Genomic DNA, 19,698 nt, shown 5'->3' with positions numbered 1-19,698 from the left:
AATTGTTTTCGCAAATTTCGAAATGCCGATTTATTTTTGAAGCATTTTCGCCACATCCATGACAAAAGTATCCAGCGCTGCTTTCATATCTGTCTGACTGGTTTTGAATTCAAAATCCAGATCAACCAATTTTGTATAAATTCTCTTAATCTGATCCGTTGTGAAATTGGACGCTTGACGCATTAATTTATCAGCAACATACTGGATCTGGTTTAATTCTCTTTGAACACTGTCGGAAGCGCCATGTTCATCCATGATTTCTTTGGTTTGAACCAACAGACGGAACTGGCGTACAATCATCGAAAAAAGCACAGGAATTTCCTGATCATCATACAGCCTATGCAGCGTCCGTAAAGCGTCACGCGCATTTCCGGATACCAGAAAATCGACCATATCGAAAACGCTGACTGGCATGGAACCGGAAACAAGATCCTGCACATCAGTAATATCAACAGGACGCTGATAATCGACATATAACAACAGCTTTTCCAATTCAAACATTGCCGCTCTGGTATCATTTCCCACACTGGTAACCAGAGCCTGCGCTGCCGGACCTTCAATCTGTCCTCCTAGAAAAGCAGCTTTCTTAATAATCCAGTCTCGCATCGCCTGAATGGAAGGCAGTTTGTATTCCATGATGGCAGCCCGATCGGAGTTCTTTTCGACCCATTTACGCAAAAATGAAGTCTTACCCAGCGTTGCCCAGTCTTTTCTTTCAATCATGTCTGGAATCACCAGGTAAAGCAACGTTGAAGATGGAATCGATTCCAGCAGTTTCAGAAACCGCTGATTTCCATCTCTGCCGCCTGCTAATTGCAATGGGTTTTTTAAGATGACCGTTCGTTTATCCGCCAGAAACGGGAGAGCAAATATTGCATTCGAAAAATCATCACCGGAGAGAGCTTTTCCATCCAGTTCCTGAAAATTCAAATCACCTAAGCCAGAATCAATCGAAAGCTTTTCAATTTTTTTGAGTTCCAGTTCGATTGCTTCTTCATCGTCTCCATGCAGGATGCAAATATTTGAAGCGCCATCCATCTTAATGAAATTCCTGAAATGTCAGACTCGTCTCAACAAAAAAACACGGTTTTCCAAACAATTCACTTGCACTGATTCCCATAATCCGCAATCCGGAAACTTCCGCATCGGTTGTAATATATTTCTGAGCATTAATCCCCAAAGGTTTTGAAATCATCACCATAAGGCTGCTCATGGAAACCAATGTTGAAAACCGATTCCACCGTTCTTTTCTGGAATTTGCACCGGATAGTGTGATCATCGCTCCAACTGCCGTGCAAAATCCGGTTACAGCTAAATTTGTGCCGCATCCCGGATGGATTGCCAGTTGTTTCTCGCCATGCTGCAGCCTTGCCAAAGCTAAATCTGCCGCATCTTTAGCTTCTTGAATCGTTAGGTTTCCCATCAGAAAGAATCCGTTATAAATCGAATATCCAGAGAGACATTTTTTTTGGTATTTTGTCTCGAGGACATGAATCGAAGCATGTTCCAATGCATGATTCTTTCGTATTTGAATCACCATCGTTTCAATTGGAGTTTTCAGCCTTGTTTTTAATCCATTATTTTCCATCATTCCTCTTATTTCCCGGCAATTCGAAGTTTCAAAGTATGGAAAGGAATAATTGTTGTTGTCTAATTTTTTTAAAACACAAAACAACACAACAACTATTTTTCTCTTTCCTCAAAAGGTTTTTCCAAATTTCGAATTACTGCGTATTTCCAAAAAATCAAATCCCAATCAATGAATCTGAAAATCATCAGTCGGAGTTACTCTTCTTTAATCGGGGGCAGCAAAACTGTCTGGATCGCTTCCCGCAAAGATCGGGCTTCAATCACTTGCATACCGCTGGGAAACGTTTCATTCCGTCGCAGTGCATGGGGAATAACGGCTGTAGTAAAACCGAGTTTCGCAGCTTCTTTTAACCGGGCAGAAGTTTTGCTCACTCCCCGAATTTCGCCAGATAGTCCAATCTCTCCGATCAACACACAATCAGCACGAATTGGCTGGTTTTTTACCGATGAAACAATAGCCGCGGCAATTGAAAGATCGGCCGCCGGTTCTGAGATTTTTAATCCGCCTACGACATTGACGAAAACATCCTGTTCGCTTAATCGGACTCCAAGTCTCCGAGTGATCACAGCTGTAATCAAAAAAAGCCGATTTATATCAATACCGACTGGCGTGCGCCGCGGATTTCCAAAAGGTGTAATGTTGGTGAGACCCTGAATTTCTACCAGAATCGGCCTTGTCCCTTCCATTGTAACGACAATTGCCGATCCGGGCGCATTGACCATGCGTTCTGCCAGAAACACTTCCGAAGGATTGCTTACCTCGACCAATCCTCGTTCGATCATTTCAAAAACACCAACTTCAGATGTCGGCCCATAGCGATTCTTGACAGATCGCAGCAGACGGAGCGACTGAAAACGGTCGCCTTCCAGATATAACACGGTATCGACGATATGTTCCAAAACGCGTGGTCCGGCAATCATGCCTTCTTTAGTAACATGGCCAATTAAAAAAACGGTAATGCCACGATTTTTTGCCAGTTCACGCAGACGTCCTGCACATTCCCGTACCTGGCTGATAGAACCCGCTGTCGAATTCAATTCAGAAAGTTGAACAGTTTGGATCGAATCAATGATCAGAAATTGCGGATTAATTTTTTGCGTTTGATCCAAAATTGAATCCATATCTGTTTCTGTCAGGAGATAAAGTTCTTCTGGAATTTTCGAATCGCCTTTGGAAAAATCCTGAATCCGGGATGCCCGCATCTTAATCTGATGTTCGGATTCTTCCCCGGAAACATACAATACGGTCCCTCTTTCAGCGATTTTTATGGCAGTCTGCAGGAGCAACGTTGACTTACCAATGCCGGGATCCCCTCCGATTAAAATGACAGAACCAGGAACAATTCCGCCGCCCAGAACCTGTGTCAATTCGGCGATCCCCGTGTCAATCCGTTGTTCATTTTTCATATCAATGGCGTTCATCCGGGTCGGTTCGGAAGGATGGAGTTTCTGTCCGCTGCTCGATGTTATGATTTTTGAAACTGGAAGATCCTGAATGATTTCCTCAACCATCGTACCATACCCGCCGCAGCTCGGACAACGTCCCAGAAACTTCGGATTAATCCGGCCGCACTGTTGGCAAACATATTGCGTGTATGATTTTCCCATGAGATAATTATATTCTTATTTTTGCACAGAATTTTCCAAAACAGCGATTCGGAATATGGGGAGGATTCTTTGTTGTTATGATTGATTCGAATAGCAAGGAAATATTTCGAGTTACTGATTTTTCACGCAAAGTTAAAAAAATCCTATACAATTGAAGATACAAGAAAAAGGAGGGACTTATGCAATTTGTTATGATCTTTTCTTTAGCAGTCGCAGTCCTGGCTGTGATGTTTTCAATGCAAAACACAGAGACTGTTTTATTAAAATTTTTTATCTGGGAATTTCATAGTCCATTGGCAGTATTAATGCTGATTGCATTAACGATAGGAGCAATTCTGACTACGCTATTAACGATTCCCGGCTGGTTTCGATCCAAGAAAACAAACAGCCGCCATCACAAAGAAGTTGTTGAATTGGAAGACAGTCTGGCAAAATATCGCACCGATCTGATCGACACACAAAACAAAAATAAAGATTTGCGCCAGAGAATCCTGGAATTAGAAGAAACAAAACAGAATCTTGAAAGAACGTATCAGGAAACCAAACGCGAGATTAATGATTTACAGAATGCGCTTGGTAATGCGAACTTGACGCTTGCAGAAGCGGAACAGGCAAAGAAAGAAGCAATCGCTGCCCGAAACGAGATGGATGCAGCATTGCTGGAAATGGAAGCAAAACTATCCTCTCCATTATTCAAAAATCAGGAACCTGCTGAAGACTTGCAAACACAGGATGTCCCAAATCCAATGCCAGAAGAATCTCATTGGAATCAAATTCCTGAATCACAACCTGTCACGTCGGTAGAACTCCCCGTCGATATCAATCCGGATATTCCGGAAGCATCTGCGGTTGTTCCTTCTCCGGAGACAGTCGATATCCAGGACGATGAAGATAAAAAAAAAGAAGAAAAAGACGAATTTTCTGATTCGGTGAAATAATTGGCAATTCTATGAAAAAAGCTTTCTTGCGGATAAATCGAATTACAGTCCTCTTTGCGATATTCCTGATCCTTTCCTGCGGCTTCTCTCCAGTCGAACAGAATGAACCTGCATTTTTTCAAGCCGGCTATCTCGCCTGGACACCGGATGCCAGAAATATACTGCAAATCAATCAATCCGCAATTCTGCGATATCCGATTCCTCAATTAAATCCACTGGTACGATTCGAAACAAATCAGGGAAATCAGATCATCATCGGATTTTGCGCGATCAATCAAACCGCAGCCGTCATCGAAGACGAACAAAAAATCGAGTTCTATGATGCCACTAATGCTGAGACAATCAGAAGTATCCCGATTCCTTTCCATGCCTATGGCGGATCTTGTTCTCCTGACGGATCCTCCGTCCTGATTTATTCAGCGGATGAAATTTCTGCTTCCATTTGGGACTCCCAAAACGGGGAACTGCGAAAAACCCTTTCCGGTTTTTCCACGGCTGCTCCCGTTTATAATGTTACGTTTTCTCCAGACAATGCTGCAATTTTGTGGCACGCCAGAGCTTCTTTCCAGCTTCAGAAAATTGAAGATGGACAACTCTGGAAAAGAATTGACCTTTGGGATTTTGTGGATGTTTATGCGCTCTCACCCGATTCAAAAATCCTGACCACTGCAATTTCCACAGAAGATACGATGCAAAATGCAGTTATTTTTTGGAATACCGAAAGCGGAGAAGAAATCAGCCGTATAATTCTGCAAGACCAACCTGCTCAGGCTATTACTTTTCAACCGGATCATCAACGGGTATTAATTGCTGATGATTCCAATCTATATACAGTCAATCTTACCGATTTCAAAATCAGCAGCAAGGAATCGTTCCCGCTATCCAATGATACGGATACAAACCAGGCAGAACGCATCCAACAGATTTCATTCTCTCCAGATGGCATCTATCTGGGAGTACTGACCAATCAAGGGAAAGTTTCATTAATTCAGTTCGATACAAAGTGAAATTTTTATCTGCAATTCTATAGAAAATAAAAAAAACGGGTGCTTCCGATTATTGAAGTCCCCGTTTTTTTTTATTGATCCGATGATCCGGATCAGTAATTCGAATTTTGGAAAAACTCTTTAAGAAAAGAGGAAAGATTTGTCATTGTGATGGTTTTGCACTCCGTGAAAAGCCATCACAGCAATAAAGAATCCTCCCTATATTTCACGTTGTTGAGGTTTCTGTCCATCCCCGATTTTTCTATTGCCGATATAAAGCCAGACCGACCGCTTCCCGTACTTCAAGCATCGTCTGGTCAGCAATTTTGCGCGCTCGATCAGCGCCGTCATAGAGAATTTCCCAAACCTGATCGGGTTTGCTCTCAAACTCATGACGTCTGCTGCGCAGTGGTTCCAAGGAATTATTGAGATTGACAGCTAATTTTTTCTTGCAATCCACACATCCAATTCCAGCAGAACGGCATTCCTGCTCAATCGTGTCCACCTCAGCCTGTGATGAAAACATCTTGTGGAAAGAAAACACATTACAGACATCCGGATTGCCAGGATCAGTGCGGCGAATTCGCTGCGTATCCGTGACCATTGTCATGACGCGCTTACGGGTTGTTTCCGCATCCGCCGCGATTTCAATCTCATTATCCAAACTTTTGCTCATCTTATTCACACCATCCAGCCCCATCACTTTTGTAAACTGTGTGACTTTCATCTGAGGCTCGACCAGCACCTGTTTGCCAACACGATAATTGAAGGTTCGAACCACTTCCCGCGTAAATTCAAGATGCGGCGCCTGATCAATTCCGACCGGAACGGCATTGGCTTTATAGAGCAGAATATCCGCACTCATTAATACGGGATATCCGACAAGACCGTAATTTACGTTGTTTGGATGCATGCGGACTTTTTCTTTAAATGTCGGTAAATCCGTCAGTTTTCCTAATGAAACCATCATGGAAAGAATTGTATGAAGCTCCATAACCTGCGGAACATGCGATTGAACGAACATAATCGATTGATCCGGATTAATTCCTGCAGCCAGCCAATCCAAAGCCATTTCAAGACAATTTTGTTTTAAGTCAACAGTTGTCTCAACTGTAGTTAATGCATGAATATCAACGATGGAATAAATACAATCATAATCTTGTTGCAATCCGACATAATTTTGAATTGCCCCGAGTAGATTCCCCAAGTGTTGCCGTCCTGTCGGACGTGCTCCGGAAAAAACGAGACCTTTTTTGTTCTCCATTGTAAAAAAAATCCTTATCCTGTAGAATGTTTAACGATGTCATAAAAATCATCGATGTATCCTGTTTCCCCTAATTGTAATATGAAATAAAGGGACTATTCGATACGAAAAATTGGAAGAATTATTGATTATCAGGTTATTTTTGTTCAATATACACAACAAGACAATCATAAGTACTTTCTCTATGTTGAGAAGGCAATACAAATTTCAAATTAGATCAATCGAAATAAACGCTTCTGGTTAACAGCAAAAATGTCAAATGTGCCCATTATAAAGAGAATTCTTGATCTCACCCTGACGCTGATTGCGATGATTGTTGCCCTTCCGGTTATGGCTGTTATCGCACTGCTTGTCTGGATAAAAATTGGAACACCTGTTCTCTTCAAACAGCCAAGGCCGGGTTTTCATGAGAAGATTTTTACGATCTATAAATTTCGGACGATGCGAGATGCATTTGACGAAAAGGGGAAGCTTTTGCCGGATGATCAGCGGTTGACACGTTTTGGCCGAATTTTGCGCACAACCAGCCTGGATGAACTTCCGGAACTATTCTGCGTCCTAAAAGGAGAAATGAGCTGGGTCGGTCCGCGTCCGCTCTTAATGCAATACCTGGATCGTTATTCAAAAGAACAACATCGCAGGCATCTTGTTTTACCAGGAATCACTGGCTGGGCACAAGTCAATGGTCGCAATGCGATCAGTTGGGAAGAAAAATTCGCTCTGGACGTATGGTATGTGGATCACTGGTCTATATGGCTTGATTTAAAAATTCTAATTATGACCGTCTTTAAAGTGCTGAAACGGGAAGGTATTTCAGCCAAAAATCAAGCGACGATGGAAGAATTCCAGGGTTCGAATCATCCGCAATAAGCCAGCAATACGAAAGACAAACCCGTCTTTCGTATCATCCGCGTCCAACTGAAAGGGAGCATTCTTACGAACGAGGAATCATCATTTCGTATATGCATCAGCCGGTTGTGGATCATACGGGGAAACCATGCCGGAGATCAAATCCGCATATAACTTTTGCAAGTCAGTCTTTTTCCCTTCATTAAAAGTCCCGGCAATACTTCCAACACGGATATCCAATTCAGGAATCACCAATCCGGCAGGCTGGACAGTCGGATCAGCTGTGATAATCTGATTTACTGCAGCACCTAAATTGATCCGAATCCCTGCCAGCCATTTGCTTTCAAGACCTGCAGGCGGATCATCCACCCCGATCACGTTGACATCCAGCGATAATAGTTTTTGATATACAGCTTCACTGGCAGCTTCTCTGGAGACAAAATAAGTATAGATATAATTCGATTGAATCTGATCCATACCGGCAATCCATTCCTGAGGTCCGGCTGTTGTTGGCAGTGAAACAGACAGCGGGAATGCAACAAAAGGCGCAATGCTGGATACACAGGTTCCACAAAAGTATTGTGCTCCATTCTGAAAGATTTCCTGCGCACGGGCACCCAAAAGCAGCGAATCATTGGGAAGCAAGCCAGCGCCACGCCAGTCATAGGCGCACAGCGCAACAGCGTAGCCGGCCAAAAAAGTCTCAAAAGCCGAATCGTACCGAATCGTCCAGACATTTGGAAGAGATAGAAGGGTCTTGTCGATGGTGATGAATTTTATTTCAGGAAATCTACCGGCAATATCGATCAGGTTCTCCGGCGTTTTCGTAAGAATCACCGCATCGATTTCACTGGAGATTTCTTCTGCCGAAAAAGAAGTTGTTTCGTTGAGTTCCGCCTGACCTTCCGGCAGAGATTGAATTCCGGAGCGGATCAGTTCGAGAATTCCTGGATTTGCATCCGCAGCAGCAACCAACAGCACTTTTTCAGGATCCGGAATTGGTGTTGAGGTGGGTACAATTTCTGCTGTCGCCGTTGCGGCAAGCTGAGAAATGTCCTGTGTCGGTGAAAAAGGCTGTTGCGGTGTTTTTGGAATATTGCATCCGGACAATCCGATCATCAGCAACCAACACAAGAGGATCAGACAATACCAATTTTTTCTCAGTTCAGTTTTTTTTTGCATAATTCTATCGATTTTTAAGGCAATTCGAAATGCAAACCAATTTTATAATTAAGAATGAAATCATTTCTTGATTTCAAATTACTGGATGATTTATGCCTTTATTCTTTTTTCCTTTTTATTCATCATATAGCGCAACAATATATTTTTTCTCTTTTTTCAGAAAGCTTTTCCAAATTCCGAATTGATGAGAAATTGGCAAAAGTAACCCAAAATATTGACGTACTATTCGAAATAATCGGAAAAACTTGTCCTTGTGATGTTTTTGGGCTTTGCGTCAAAGACTTTTTTGAAGAATCATTCATGGATGAATCCGTCATTGCGAGGAGGGCGTCCACACAACGAAGCAATCTTTTTTCGCATATGGCAGGAAATCGCTTCACCCCTTCAATGTTATAACAATGACAGATTTCATCCATTCCATTTGACTGGTTATCAAATAATTTCATATAGATCATCATTCATTGAGGCAAGAGTCTTTATTTCATTTTTGAAAATTTTTATCCGTATCTCCTAATCTCCATGTTTCGATTTGCTGGAAAAAACCTCAAATCATAATGTATTATAATAAAAAGAACATTAAATAACCAAAATACCATATTTTTACTGGACAGTGAGCCTTGATGTCATACGCCGACAGAGAATATTATTCCTGTCTGAAGAAAAAACCAGCAATCTCAAATAATCGGACGTTTTTACTCAAAGCAAATCCTTTCGATTATATACCGGAACAGGAAGACGAACTGAAATCAACGATTTGAATAAAGGGACAAATTAATTGTTATTGGATTGCTTTTACGTTCCGCTTAAAAGCAACTGAACAAAAAACTGCTGTCTATTTTCAGAAAATCTTTCCATATGTCAAATTGTTGAACTGGAACGAGAAAAAGTGATTTTTGGAATCAACGAGGGTAACGTGAACAATACAGACAATGACAATCGCGCACGAATGCGATACCTCAAGAGAGGAATATTCTCAAATCCCGATAATGCCAGAAAGCTCTATTTCAACGATTTATCCCATCGCCTGATACCTTCGCTGAGCTTTTACATTTTTGCAATTATCTCCGGCTTAGCCTGTGGTGTAGCGTTCATGCTGAATTCGAAAGAATTGATCGTCCTGACGCTGGCATTAATCCCATTTATGGGACCTTTCTTTGGCATTTCGCTTTCCTTTACAGCCGGATCATTTTCGTTCCTCTGGAAATCCTTCTTAAAATTTCTGCTTGCAGCCGCATTGTTCGTTCTTAGCGCGTTTGGCGTCGGGGGAATCGGACAGGTTTATAACCGATTGTCTACTGAAACAATTCAATATTTTTCTTCTGTCCAGGTCATGATCCTGATCATCACTGCTATTTGCGCATTTCTGGCAGTTTTTTATATCTCGAACGCTCCGCAGCAAATCCCGCAGGCTCTTTCCAACGGAGCTATGTTCGGTGTGCTGCTCCCGCTCGGGATGGCAGGATACAGTCTGAGCCTGCGCATGACAGCGCCGCTGCTTCCCAGTCTTCAATGTTCTCTGATTTACGCGCTGATCGGATTATCCGCTGCGACCCTGGCTTTTTGTTTGCGAAGCCTGTTTCTGCCGAAAGCCACGTCTTTGATACTGACCTGCCTGGTTTTTGCCACCTGTACAATTTTTCTCCTGGATTTCTTCCAAATCATCCAGGTCGATTTTTCAAAGAGATTTCAGACGGCAAAGGAAAGTTTCATTGCGCTGGTTGTCAAACCGACTGACACGCCAACTTTAACGCCAACGCTTACTTCAACGCTGACGCAAACTGCTACCTATACCGCAACCTCCACCCCGACAAATACCCTGACACCCATTCCGCCAACAAAGACACCCACGACAACACATACACCGACCAATTCATCCACTCCGACCCATACCCTGACACCTATTCCGCCTACTTCCACAGCCACAGTAACCAACACACCGACCAAAACATCCACGCCAACCCGCACGCTGCGCCCCAGTAAAACACCGACGATTACATTTACCCCCTCGCCGACCATAATTTACGGAATCGTCTATGTACCGAATGACGTCGGACTGCTGGTTCGTGAACGGCCTGGTTTTGGCTCCATTGTAATGAAAAGCCAGAATAATGGTTCTCTGCTTGAAATTATCGGAGAAGAGACTCAAGTAGCAGACGGTATATCCTGGATTCATGTGCGAACAAATGATGGATCAGAAGGCTGGGTGTCACAATCACTCCTGCGGACAGCCACCCCGGGTATCAATTAGATCAACGGACAGAAATAGGATAAGGATTATTGGTTGTTCGATTGTTTTTGCGCTTTGCGTAAAAACAATCGAACAACCAATTTTTATTTTCCTTTCGAAAGATACATCAAAACCTGAATCGTTGTGATTGTTGAAATTAATTGATCACGATCCTGATGCTTGAACACCCGATGCTGTGATCATTTCCTGATATTGGGTACAGGACCGATCCAAAGAAAAATCCTCCAGAATTCGCTTTTGGCCGTTTCTGCCTTGCTTTTCAGATTGTTGCGTTTGCGCCAATCGCTCGATGATTTGATTCGCTAAAAGGCTGCTGTCGCCAAACGGGATCAACGTGCCGACATCCGGTCTGTTGACTATTTCAGCCACTCCTTCCAGATCACTGGCAATGACCGGCAATCCGACGCTCATCGCTTCCATTAACGATACCGGCATTCCTTCCGTTTCGGAATATAGAACGAACAAATCTGCCGCATTCAGTAATGCTGCAATATCTGAGCGATTTCCCAACAGGCAAAAAACATCCTCCAGTCCATGCTTCTGAATCAGCCTGGTCAGGCTGTCCCGCAGCGGACCTTCTCCGGCAATAAAAAAGCGCACATCCGATCTGTACTTGCGGACAATTGCCGCCGCATCGATCAGCAAACGCTGCGCTTTTTCCGGCACCAGCCGCCCGACATTAATGACCATTTTATCTTCAGCCTGCAGTCCCAGATCAGCACGTGTTTCGGCACGAAGCGATACATCCATAACAACGGGACGAACTCCATTAAAGATGGTTCGGATTTTTTCATCGCGGATGCCCTCCTGCAACGCCTGCTTTCTGGCACGGGATGAGACGCAGACAAAATGCGTCGTCATGGAAGAATTAATGATGGCAGTATGGAGCCTGGAACGCAGTTTGGAGAAATTGACAAATTGCCCGTGATGGGTTCCCACACGAATTGGCACACCGCACAGCCAGGCGATCGGAATACCGATCAGATTGGCATCGTGTGTAAAACATTCAATCGCCTGCGGCTTGAACTCGCGAATCGCTTTATCCAAACGCAGCAATCCAGAAAGTAAACCGGAAAGATTCTTAAAAGCGCCGCCTCCCCGCGTATATGTGGACAAAACTTCAATCGGAAACGGATACTGCGCCTGCCATTCGGACCGTTTGCCGTCTTTATCATAATAAAAGATGACCAGCACACGCCAGCCTTTCGCATGGAACCAGGATGCCTGATCCAAAAGCACGCGCTGTGCGCCACCCGTTGTGATTTGTGAGCCAAAAAAAATGATTCTATGTTCGTTCTGCATAAAAACCCTCAGGCAAAGCGCTTTTCAAGATCCAGCAGAAAACGCTTCATCGGCAATCCGCCGCCATAGCCGCCCAGCGAACCGTCCGCACTGATCACACGGTGACACGGAACCACAATCACAATCGGGTTGCGATGGTTGGCTTGTCCGACCGCTCGCGTGGCTTTTGGATTCCCGATCGCTGCTGCAATGTCTTTATAGGAAACCGTCGTTCCATATGGGATTTGCTGGAGCTGTCTCCAAACTTGCTGCAAGAACGGAGTACCGGATAACCTCAGTGGCAGATCAAAAACCTTCCGTTTGCCATCCAGGTATTCTGCAATCTGCCGAAAAGCAAGCTGAAGCAGCTCTGTTTCAGCTTTTGTTGAATCTTCAGGAATTTTCTCATTCTGCAGACTGATTCGGATGATCGCGGAATCTTCCTGCGTGATGCAGATCGGTCCGAGCAGTGTTGAATAGGAACAGGAATAGCGCATAGGGTCTCCTTTTTCTGTGCTCATTAATTCTACATCGGATTTTACAGCCAAGGCTGGGACAGCAATTCGAAATATAGACTTGCTATGCGAATGATGAAGGAAAAACTTGTTGTTGTGATGTTTTTGCGCGACGCGCAAAGACATCACAACAACAAAGAATCCTCCCCATTTTTCGAATCACTGAGACTGGGATCATTTTCCTTCATGGTATAATATTTTCGTTATGCCTCGGTAGCTCAATAGGATAGAGCAAAGCACTCCTAACGCTTAGGTTGAGAGTTCGAGTCCCTCCCGGGGCACTTACATATTTCTGCAACGATTCTCACAACCATAATTAAAAATTAAGGATAACCAAACATTTCTGATCTGTTCAAAGTTCACAGCTTTTGGATGATTATCTTGCTGATTCAGATGAGTGATAGCTTCCATTAAGATAAAAAACTGGAAAAAGAGTTGCTTTTTCCAGTTTGGTTTTCATTCCAATGATTCGTTGTTTATCATCCAACACAAAACAACGTAATTGATTTAAGTCTTATTTGTGCTGATTAAAATGTGTGCGATCTGCAAGAACAGTGATTACCAACAGTAATCCTAAAAAGATCGTCTGGTAGTAACCGCCTATGCCCATCAGGTTCATCATATTTTTTAATACGCCCAAAATCAGCACACCGATAAAAGTCCCATACACTGTTCCGATTCCACCAGCCATACTTGTACCGCCCAACAAGACAGCTGAAACAACTGTTGTGCCAGTATCTCCGGCAATGATTGGAGAGCCAGTGTTAATACGGGATGTTAAAAGGATACCACCGATTGCTGTGCAGAAGGAACAGAATACATATGCCATTAAAATATAGCGATTTGTATTTAACCCTGCCAGCCAACTTGCCTCGGGATTCCCGCCCACGGCATAATAGCCGCGACCTATGGAAGTCTTGACCAAGAAGGCATTGGCAGCCAGAACAAAGAGCAGAAAAATGATTGCCGCAAACGGAATCCCAAAAATTGGATAATCAGCCAGACGGGCAAAATTAGGGTCGATTCCGCTATGCGAATGGCTATCTGAGACTGCCAATGCGATACCCTTGATCAGCGTCATCATCCCGAGTGTTGTTACAAAAGGACTGATCCCAACCCGTGTGATCAGAAGTCCGTTTAACAGACCGACTGAGATTCCGGCAGCGATCGAGACAATAATCCCGATCGGAGTGTTGAACTTTGTTTGCAAAATAATCGTTATGACTGAAACAAGCGCGACTAATGAGCCTACTGAAAGATCAATGCCGCCGGAAATGATCACAAATGTCGCCCCAACTGCAATGATTCCATCGGTTGCTATCTGCAGCATTACATTCGTGAGATTACTCACAGTAAAAAACTCTCTTGTAAAGACACCAGCGCACACCAACAAAAATCCAAGTATGACCAGTGAACGTTTATTCAGTAAAAATTGAAAAAAGCTGTTCTTTTTCATGATCACTTACCTTTTTTCTGCCAGCTAACCGATGCAGCTACAGTAATGAGGAAAATCAATCCTTTACAGATCAACTGTAATTCATAGGATGCCCCAGATAGTGTCATTGCGTTGGATACAATATACAAAATCAAAACGCCTGCCAATGTTCCAAAAATTGAACCCTTTCCACCGTACAGGCTGACCCCACCCAGCAAAACACAGGTTAACACATCAGTCTCCTGTCCGAAACCAAAGGATGGATCAAGATTTTGAGTCCTGGCTGCGATCATAATTCCTGCCACTGCGGCTGTAAAACCGGAGATCATATATGCGATAACGCGGACTTTTCCTATGTTTATACCTGAAAGCTCTGCCGCAATCGGGTTTCCTCCAGTTGCATATAACTGGCATCCAAAGCGCGTTTTTGAAAGGAGAAGCTGCCCTATCGCTGCAGCGACAAGGAATATAATGATCGGAAAGGGGAAAGTACCGAGTTTGCCTTTTCCAACAAATTCAAGAGGTTTGTACATATCCTCCACCCAAACATGCTGACCTTTCGAATAAACTAAGGTAATTCCAAGAATCACATACTCAATTCCGATTGTTGTGATAATCGAATTAATCCGATAACGCCCAACCACCAGACCATTAATCAGTCCTACCATAGCCCCCATAATGAGCGCAATGACAACTGCCGCCAAAGCTGTCCCACCTGTCTGTGGCTGCATTTTGATGGTAATAATCGCTGCCAGCCCCATCGTGGAACCTACCGACAGATCGAAAGTCCCGGCAATCATGGCGAATGTCATGCCAATTGCAATGGTGCCGATCATTGCCGAGTTCCGTAAAACATTGGTAATATTTCTGAAAGTCAAAAACTGCGGGAATAGAATGGCAAAAAATGCTGAAAATACCAAAAGCATAATCCACGGAACATTTTCTTTCAGTATTAGAGTGACTTTACCGCTGCCCGATTTTTTGCGAGAAGTTATGTCCATGTTACTTCACCTCACTCTTAGATATGGGCTCTACGGAATACTGAGCAACACTACCAGATGCATATGCTACCAGGGTTTCTTCATCAACAGCATTGTGTAAAAATTCACCGTTGATCTCCCCATCATGCAACGTCAGGATACGATCACAAACACGCAATAATTCCGGGAATTCAGACGAGACTATGATCACTGACACGCCTTCACCAGCCAATTTCTCGACCAGTGTATAAATATCTGATTTTGCACCAATGTCGATACCACGGGTCGGCTCATCCAACAGAACAACTTTTGGTTCTGTTGCCAGCCATTTCGAAATTACAATCTTTTGCTGATTACCGCCTGAAAGGGAGGAAACCAGTGCTTTGATTGATGGCGCCTTTACTCCCATGCTGTCGAACAGTTTGATGGCTGTTTTCTTTTCTTTCCCCATATTACGAATCGCTGAGCTCATTGTCGCCAGATTGATGTTATCGGAAATATTCATCGATAATACCAGACCTTGGAGCTTTCGATCTTCCGGAGCGAGCGCAATGCCACGCCTGATCATTTCTTTCACTGAGAATTCTTTGATTTCTTTCCCATCAATCAGAATGCTCCCGCTGTCAAAAGCATCACAACCGAAGATCGCCCGTAATATCTCCGTACGCCCTGAGCCGAGTAAACCTGCAAAGCCAAGTATTTCACCTTTATAAAGGGTAAAACTGATGTGTGAAAATGCATTTTTACGTGAGATATCTCTTACTTCCAGCACAGGAATATCAGAACTGGAAGAATTCCCTTTTTCGAACATCGAATCAGCACTTTGCCCGGTCATTAACTCAACAATTTTCGCCTGATTTGTTTCAGATGTCGACAAAGTGGCAATATTCTTTCCGTCACGCAATACTGTAATACTATCGGAAATGGCAAAAATTTCCTTCAATTTATGCGTGATATAGACTATCGTGATCCCTTGATCACGCAAACGCCGTACGGTAGAAAGCAGATGATCCACCTCACGATTGGGCAACGAAGAAGTCGGTTCATCCATGATGATCACTTCTGCATGACGAGATAGCGCTTTAGCAATTTCAACAGCCTGCTGCTGAGCAGTACTCAACGTTTTCACAGGTGCACTCAAATCCAGCTCAAGACCAAGCTGTTTCAATGGTTCAGCTGCAACTGTCTTTGCCGCTTCCCAATCTACAAAACCTGCTGCATTATGCGGTAATCGACCGATCAGGATGTTTTCCATTACGCTCAATTCCTGGATCAGCATTAATTCCTGGCTGATAATGGCGATTCCGTTCGCAATCGCATCATGCGGTGAATGCAGCACAATCTCTTTTCCTTTAAGCATGATCTGCCCATCGTCCGGTTGTGTTGATCCGCCCAGAATCTTGATCAGCGTAGATTTTCCAGCGCCATTTTTTCCTGCTAATGCATGAATCTCACCTTTCCGAATACAGAAATCAACGCTATCCAGGGCAATTACACCCGGATAAAACTTCGATATCCTGTGCATTTCAATAATTACCGGATTATTTTCATTTCTCATAATGATCCTTTAATGCCTGCAAGTTCTCCAGTGGCATATGCATCAGATCCCAGGAAAGAACAGCACCATCCGCGCCATTTTCGATTGCGGCTTTATACAACGCAACTGCCATTTCGGGACGAATATCAATTACACCTGGAAAGGAAACACATTCGAGTCCCATATATATCGGAACGGAGGGCATCAAATGAACTGCTTCGCGCATTTCACGGTTAATCCATTCCATCGGAACGCAGCAATCCATTAATTGCGTATATGCTTCTCGAGTGAACCATGGTAGATTCATACGCGTCCAGTTGAATACGTCATCTTCCGTAACGCCATATATAGCTTCCAACCCTTTGATCAGGTTTATTGTTTCAAGGCGAATGCCAGCCGGACCCATCGCATATTGATAAGTCATGGGTTTTACCCAATCAGCGTAGGGAGCAAGTGCTTTATATGATTCTCCGACGAAATCAGCAAAAGAAGGCGTGAACAAGTCAAGTCCAAGCTTGATTCCCAAGGAATCAGTCAATTTACGGACTTCTTTGACCAGGTCACAGATGGAATCGATACGAAATTGCAGAAACTTCTGCAGTAACGGTTTATTCCTGATCACAGCTTCCAACCAGGCATTACTGTCATAAGAACCTTTCAGTTCATCTGCATGCCATCTGGTCAAAGCCATCCGGACTTCTTCCAGGTCTAATCCCTGTGAAGCGGCTTTCTCGAAACAATGAGGACAAAAACAACTAAAAGTCTGATCCAATCCACTTGCAGGAGAGGGAAACCGAAATTTGTCGAGGAAAACCCCGTCAAATGAATACTTCTCCAGAAGATTGGATAAAACTTTTAACGTTTTTTGTGCAGTAAGAGGATCATTGGGACAGGAAAAAAGGAATCTCTCGCTGATTTCTTCTTGAGCATCGGTACTCCATCCGAACCAATTTTTGCAACGCTTTCCATGATAATCAACAATCGTTTCTTCTTCACTTTGTCCGGGATAATCAGACAACAGGTTATACCAGAGATAGATCTCGGGATCATCTTTTCGTTTGTTGCAAGTCAATTCATCAAAGACAGCAGCATTTTCAAGACTGCCCACAATCAACCCTGATAAGGGCAGTACCGACTGCACCTTAGCGAGTGCTTCGCGTAATATAACAGGATTTAGACTTTCAATGGACGAATGGGATGTTGAGATCTGAGAAAAAAATTTAAAATCCTTTTGCATAGGTATGCCTCTCAGATGGTCAGTCTGCGGAATAAATCTGCAGACTGACCATAAATTTATGTCTGATTCTACCAGTCGCCCGGGCAGTCATCTGCATTAGCAGCAAATGTCTTCGGGGTATTAACAGTCATCCGTTTCTCGATCGTTTCACCAGCTTCAAGAGCTTCGATGGCATCCATTGCATCTTCAGCGTTCATGCCAGGTGACTGGCAGGCTGTACCCACAACTTTGCCTTCTTTGACCAGTTCAAGTTCGGTGGCTGTACCGCCCAGACCTACAACCGGGATATCTTCCATACCGGATTCTTCCAGTACCTGAACAATACCAGGAGTCATTGAACCATCCATTGAGAAGATCGCATCAATGTCAGGGAAGCGGGTGATCATATCTTCCGTAACGGTAATAGCCTTCACCATGTCCCAATCCGCATATTCTGAAGCAACAACTTCGATACCGTTCTTTTCAAATACAGGTTTCATTTCTTCCCAACGCAGCGTTACAGCCGGCTGCCCTGCAAGACCGTCCACGACAAAGATCTTCTTACTGGGACTATCTTTCAGGACTTCAGCCATGATCTCAGCACTGTTACGGCCAAGGTCACGGTCATCGATAACGCGGATAGCTGCAACATAATCCCAGTATTCTTTATCAAGGTCATTGCCAATAACGATGACAGGTATATTTGCCTCATGAGCCTTCTTTATCGCAGGAATAGAAGCCTTAGCATCCAATGGTCCAATAATGATGTAATCGACTTTCTTTTCGATCAGATCGAGGACCTGGTTCAGTTGTGTAGCAACATCAGCATCCGCACTGAGAATAATGGATTCCCATCCATTTTTTGCACAGCGGTCTTCAACATGCTGAATAAAGGTTGCATACCACGGCCATCCGGAACTTGCAGCGGCAAAACCGACAGTGACAGGTTTATCAGCAGCTGAGACTGAAAAAACACTGGCAAACATGCTGATCACAATAATCAGCAAAATATAAACAAACGACTTTTTCATCTTTCACTCCTTTTTTTATTTTCAAAGCAGACATAATCCATCTAACCAAATATTTTCTGCTCTTTCTTACCATTTTTTCCAAACCGTTCGTGATAGAGTCTTTTTGCATATTGGATACCACTTTCGGCTGGTGTGCTGGCGCTTTTCAAAAAGCGCACTCTAATCGGACTGATAAATGACAGAATATTCTGCTGTATTTTTCCCTCGAAGTATTGGTCGCGAAACAAACTTCCTACTTCAACGATACTGACCTGATCGATTTTTTTCAAAGAGAGTCTGGAATAAACCGAAATAACCAATTTTGAAATGATTTCTGCCGCATTACTGACGATTTCACAGCAAAGTTGATTTCCACGGTTCGCCGTGTCCATGACGATTCTTGCAAACGATGCCACCTCAGAATAATCCATACAGGCGAGTTTCGCAGCGATGTTTTGCGGATCCTGTCTGCCATAGAGCTGTTCGATCTCAAAAAAGATCTCATTCCATTTTTCAATTCCGTCAAACCAATCCAAATATCGTCTGAAAATCTCTGCACCGATCCAATAACCTGACCCCTGATCGCTAAGCGGTGCACCCCAGCCGCCTGCCCGTATCTTCCTGCCATCATCTGAAAAGCCAAAAACGATCGATCCAGTACCCGCAACGATACAAAGTCCAGGCTCATCAACGAGCCCGCGAAAGATCAATTCCGAATCATTACAGATCACAATGCGTGAGGTATCAAAACCAAAATTCACCATCATCGTTTCATAAATATCTTTGTCCTCTTCCGTGTCATAGCCCGAGACACCCAACAGACAAAGTGCAATATCATCTAACACGATACCTAGATCCTTGCAAACTCCTGTCAATCCTTCTGCCAGGTTGCTGCGCACAGTCTCTATGCCAAGGACTTTATAATTCGCACCGCCCCAGAAACTGCTGACACTCTTCTCCGTCAAAAGATCATAGATGCAAATCTCAGTCTTGGTTCCGCCTCCGTCAACAGAGATAAGAAAATGTCGATTATCTGCTTGATGAGTTGTATCTGTCATG

The 19,698-nt window shown here is 43.6% G+C and carries 17 protein-coding genes and 1 tRNA gene; 5 read left to right on the top strand and 13 right to left on the bottom strand.

The annotated features are described in order from the left end of the window. Positions 1-30: 30 nt before the first annotated feature. The 3 genes from holA to radA all read right to left on the bottom strand — a co-directional run bounded on the left by holA (position 31) and on the right by radA (position 3,198). The gene (gene holA, locus ATC1_RS00680) at positions 31-1,038 is read right to left on the bottom strand and encodes a DNA polymerase III subunit delta (protein WP_062277086.1); all 1,008 of its coding nucleotides are present in this window, start codon (positions 1,036-1,038) and stop codon (positions 31-33) included. Between the two features lies 1 nt (position 1,039). After that, positions 1,040-1,591 (bottom strand): DUF6391 domain-containing protein, encoded by a 552-nt coding sequence (locus ATC1_RS00675; protein WP_152024186.1) that lies wholly within the window; start codon positions 1,589-1,591, stop codon positions 1,040-1,042. Between the two features lie 194 nt (positions 1,592-1,785). Beyond that, positions 1,786-3,198: a DNA repair protein RadA gene (gene radA / locus ATC1_RS00670; protein WP_062277080.1), complete on the bottom strand. Its 1,413-nt coding sequence runs from the start codon at positions 3,196-3,198 to the stop codon at positions 1,786-1,788. Between the two features lie 179 nt (positions 3,199-3,377). Here radA and ATC1_RS00665 point away from each other — a divergent pair, with 179 nt between their 5' ends. After that, positions 3,378-4,136 (top strand): LapA family protein, encoded by a 759-nt coding sequence (locus ATC1_RS00665; RefSeq protein ID WP_062277077.1) that lies wholly within the window; start codon positions 3,378-3,380, stop codon positions 4,134-4,136. A gap of 11 nt (positions 4,137-4,147) precedes the next feature. Further along, positions 4,148-5,143: a WD40 repeat domain-containing protein gene (locus ATC1_RS00660; RefSeq protein ID WP_062277074.1), complete on the top strand. Its 996-nt coding sequence runs from the start codon at positions 4,148-4,150 to the stop codon at positions 5,141-5,143. Positions 5,144-5,384: 241 nt separating this feature from the next. Here the strand turns inward: ATC1_RS00660 and trpS are convergent, their stop codons facing one another. After that, positions 5,385-6,386 carry a tryptophan--tRNA ligase gene (trpS, locus tag ATC1_RS00655; protein ID WP_062277071.1) on the bottom strand — a complete coding sequence of 334 codons (1,002 nt, stop codon included), beginning with the start codon at positions 6,384-6,386 and terminating at the stop codon, positions 5,385-5,387. Between the two features lie 252 nt (positions 6,387-6,638). Between trpS and ATC1_RS00650 the strand changes: the two genes are divergently transcribed. Next, entirely contained in the window at positions 6,639-7,256 is a 618-nt protein-coding gene (locus ATC1_RS00650) for a sugar transferase (protein WP_062277068.1), read from the top strand. Positions 7,257-7,337: 81 nt separating this feature from the next. Here ATC1_RS00650 and ATC1_RS00645 read toward each other — a convergent pair whose 3' ends face one another. After that, on the bottom strand, positions 7,338-8,417 hold the full coding sequence (locus tag ATC1_RS00645; RefSeq protein WP_062277065.1) for a type 1 periplasmic-binding domain-containing protein: 1,080 nt from the start codon (positions 8,415-8,417) through the stop codon (positions 7,338-7,340). A gap of 913 nt (positions 8,418-9,330) precedes the next feature. Here ATC1_RS00645 and ATC1_RS00635 point away from each other — a divergent pair. Next, positions 9,331-10,665: an SH3 domain-containing protein gene (locus ATC1_RS00635; protein ID WP_152024185.1), complete on the top strand. Its 1,335-nt coding sequence runs from the start codon at positions 9,331-9,333 to the stop codon at positions 10,663-10,665. A 144-nt stretch (positions 10,666-10,809) separates the two neighbouring features. On the opposite strand, the gene ATC1_RS00630 is transcribed toward ATC1_RS00635, so the two are convergent. Beyond that, positions 10,810-11,967 carry a glycosyltransferase gene (locus tag ATC1_RS00630; RefSeq protein ID WP_062277056.1) on the bottom strand — a complete coding sequence of 386 codons (1,158 nt, stop codon included), beginning with the start codon at positions 11,965-11,967 and terminating at the stop codon, positions 10,810-10,812. 8 nt (positions 11,968-11,975) lie between these two features. Further along, a complete protein-coding gene (locus ATC1_RS15110) occupies positions 11,976-12,443 on the bottom strand; it encodes a methylated-DNA--[protein]-cysteine S-methyltransferase (protein ID WP_062277053.1) in 468 nt (155 codons plus the stop codon). A 225-nt stretch (positions 12,444-12,668) separates the two neighbouring features. Here ATC1_RS15110 and ATC1_RS00620 point away from each other — a divergent pair. Continuing rightward, a tRNA-Arg gene (locus tag ATC1_RS00620) sits at positions 12,669-12,742 on the top strand. Positions 12,743-12,975: 233 nt separating this feature from the next. On the opposite strand, the gene ATC1_RS00615 is transcribed toward ATC1_RS00620, so the two are convergent. The 6 genes from ATC1_RS00615 to ATC1_RS00590 form a co-directional block, all read right to left on the bottom strand. Further along, positions 12,976-13,917, bottom strand: coding sequence for an ABC transporter permease (locus ATC1_RS00615; protein WP_062277050.1), 942 nt, complete (start codon positions 13,915-13,917; stop codon positions 12,976-12,978). A gap of 2 nt (positions 13,918-13,919) precedes the next feature. Beyond that, entirely contained in the window at positions 13,920-14,897 is a 978-nt protein-coding gene (locus ATC1_RS00610) for an ABC transporter permease (protein ID WP_062277047.1), read from the bottom strand. A 1-nt stretch (position 14,898) separates the two neighbouring features. Then, on the bottom strand, positions 14,899-16,434 hold the full coding sequence (locus ATC1_RS00605; protein ID WP_062277043.1) for a sugar ABC transporter ATP-binding protein: 1,536 nt from the start codon (positions 16,432-16,434) through the stop codon (positions 14,899-14,901). Then, positions 16,424-17,650, bottom strand: a complete 1,227-nt coding sequence (locus ATC1_RS00600) for a hypothetical protein (protein WP_062277041.1) — start codon at positions 17,648-17,650, stop codon at positions 16,424-16,426. The genes ATC1_RS00605 and ATC1_RS00600 overlap by 11 nt, the downstream gene beginning before the upstream one ends. Positions 17,651-17,718: 68 nt before the next feature. Next, positions 17,719-18,660 (bottom strand): sugar ABC transporter substrate-binding protein, encoded by a 942-nt coding sequence (locus tag ATC1_RS00595; RefSeq protein ID WP_062277038.1) that lies wholly within the window; start codon positions 18,658-18,660, stop codon positions 17,719-17,721. A 41-nt stretch (positions 18,661-18,701) separates the two neighbouring features. After that, entirely contained in the window at positions 18,702-19,697 is a 996-nt protein-coding gene (locus tag ATC1_RS00590; protein ID WP_062277035.1) for an N-acetylglucosamine kinase, read from the bottom strand. Between the last annotated feature and the right edge of the window lies 1 nt (position 19,698).

Origin of the sequence: Flexilinea flocculi, assembly GCF_001192795.1 — a bacterium.
GTDB classification, from domain to species: domain Bacteria; phylum Chloroflexota; class Anaerolineae; order Anaerolineales; family Anaerolineaceae; genus Flexilinea; species Flexilinea flocculi.
Note: the sequence above shows the minus strand (reverse complement) of the source record. Positions and strands in the feature narration are given on the sequence as shown.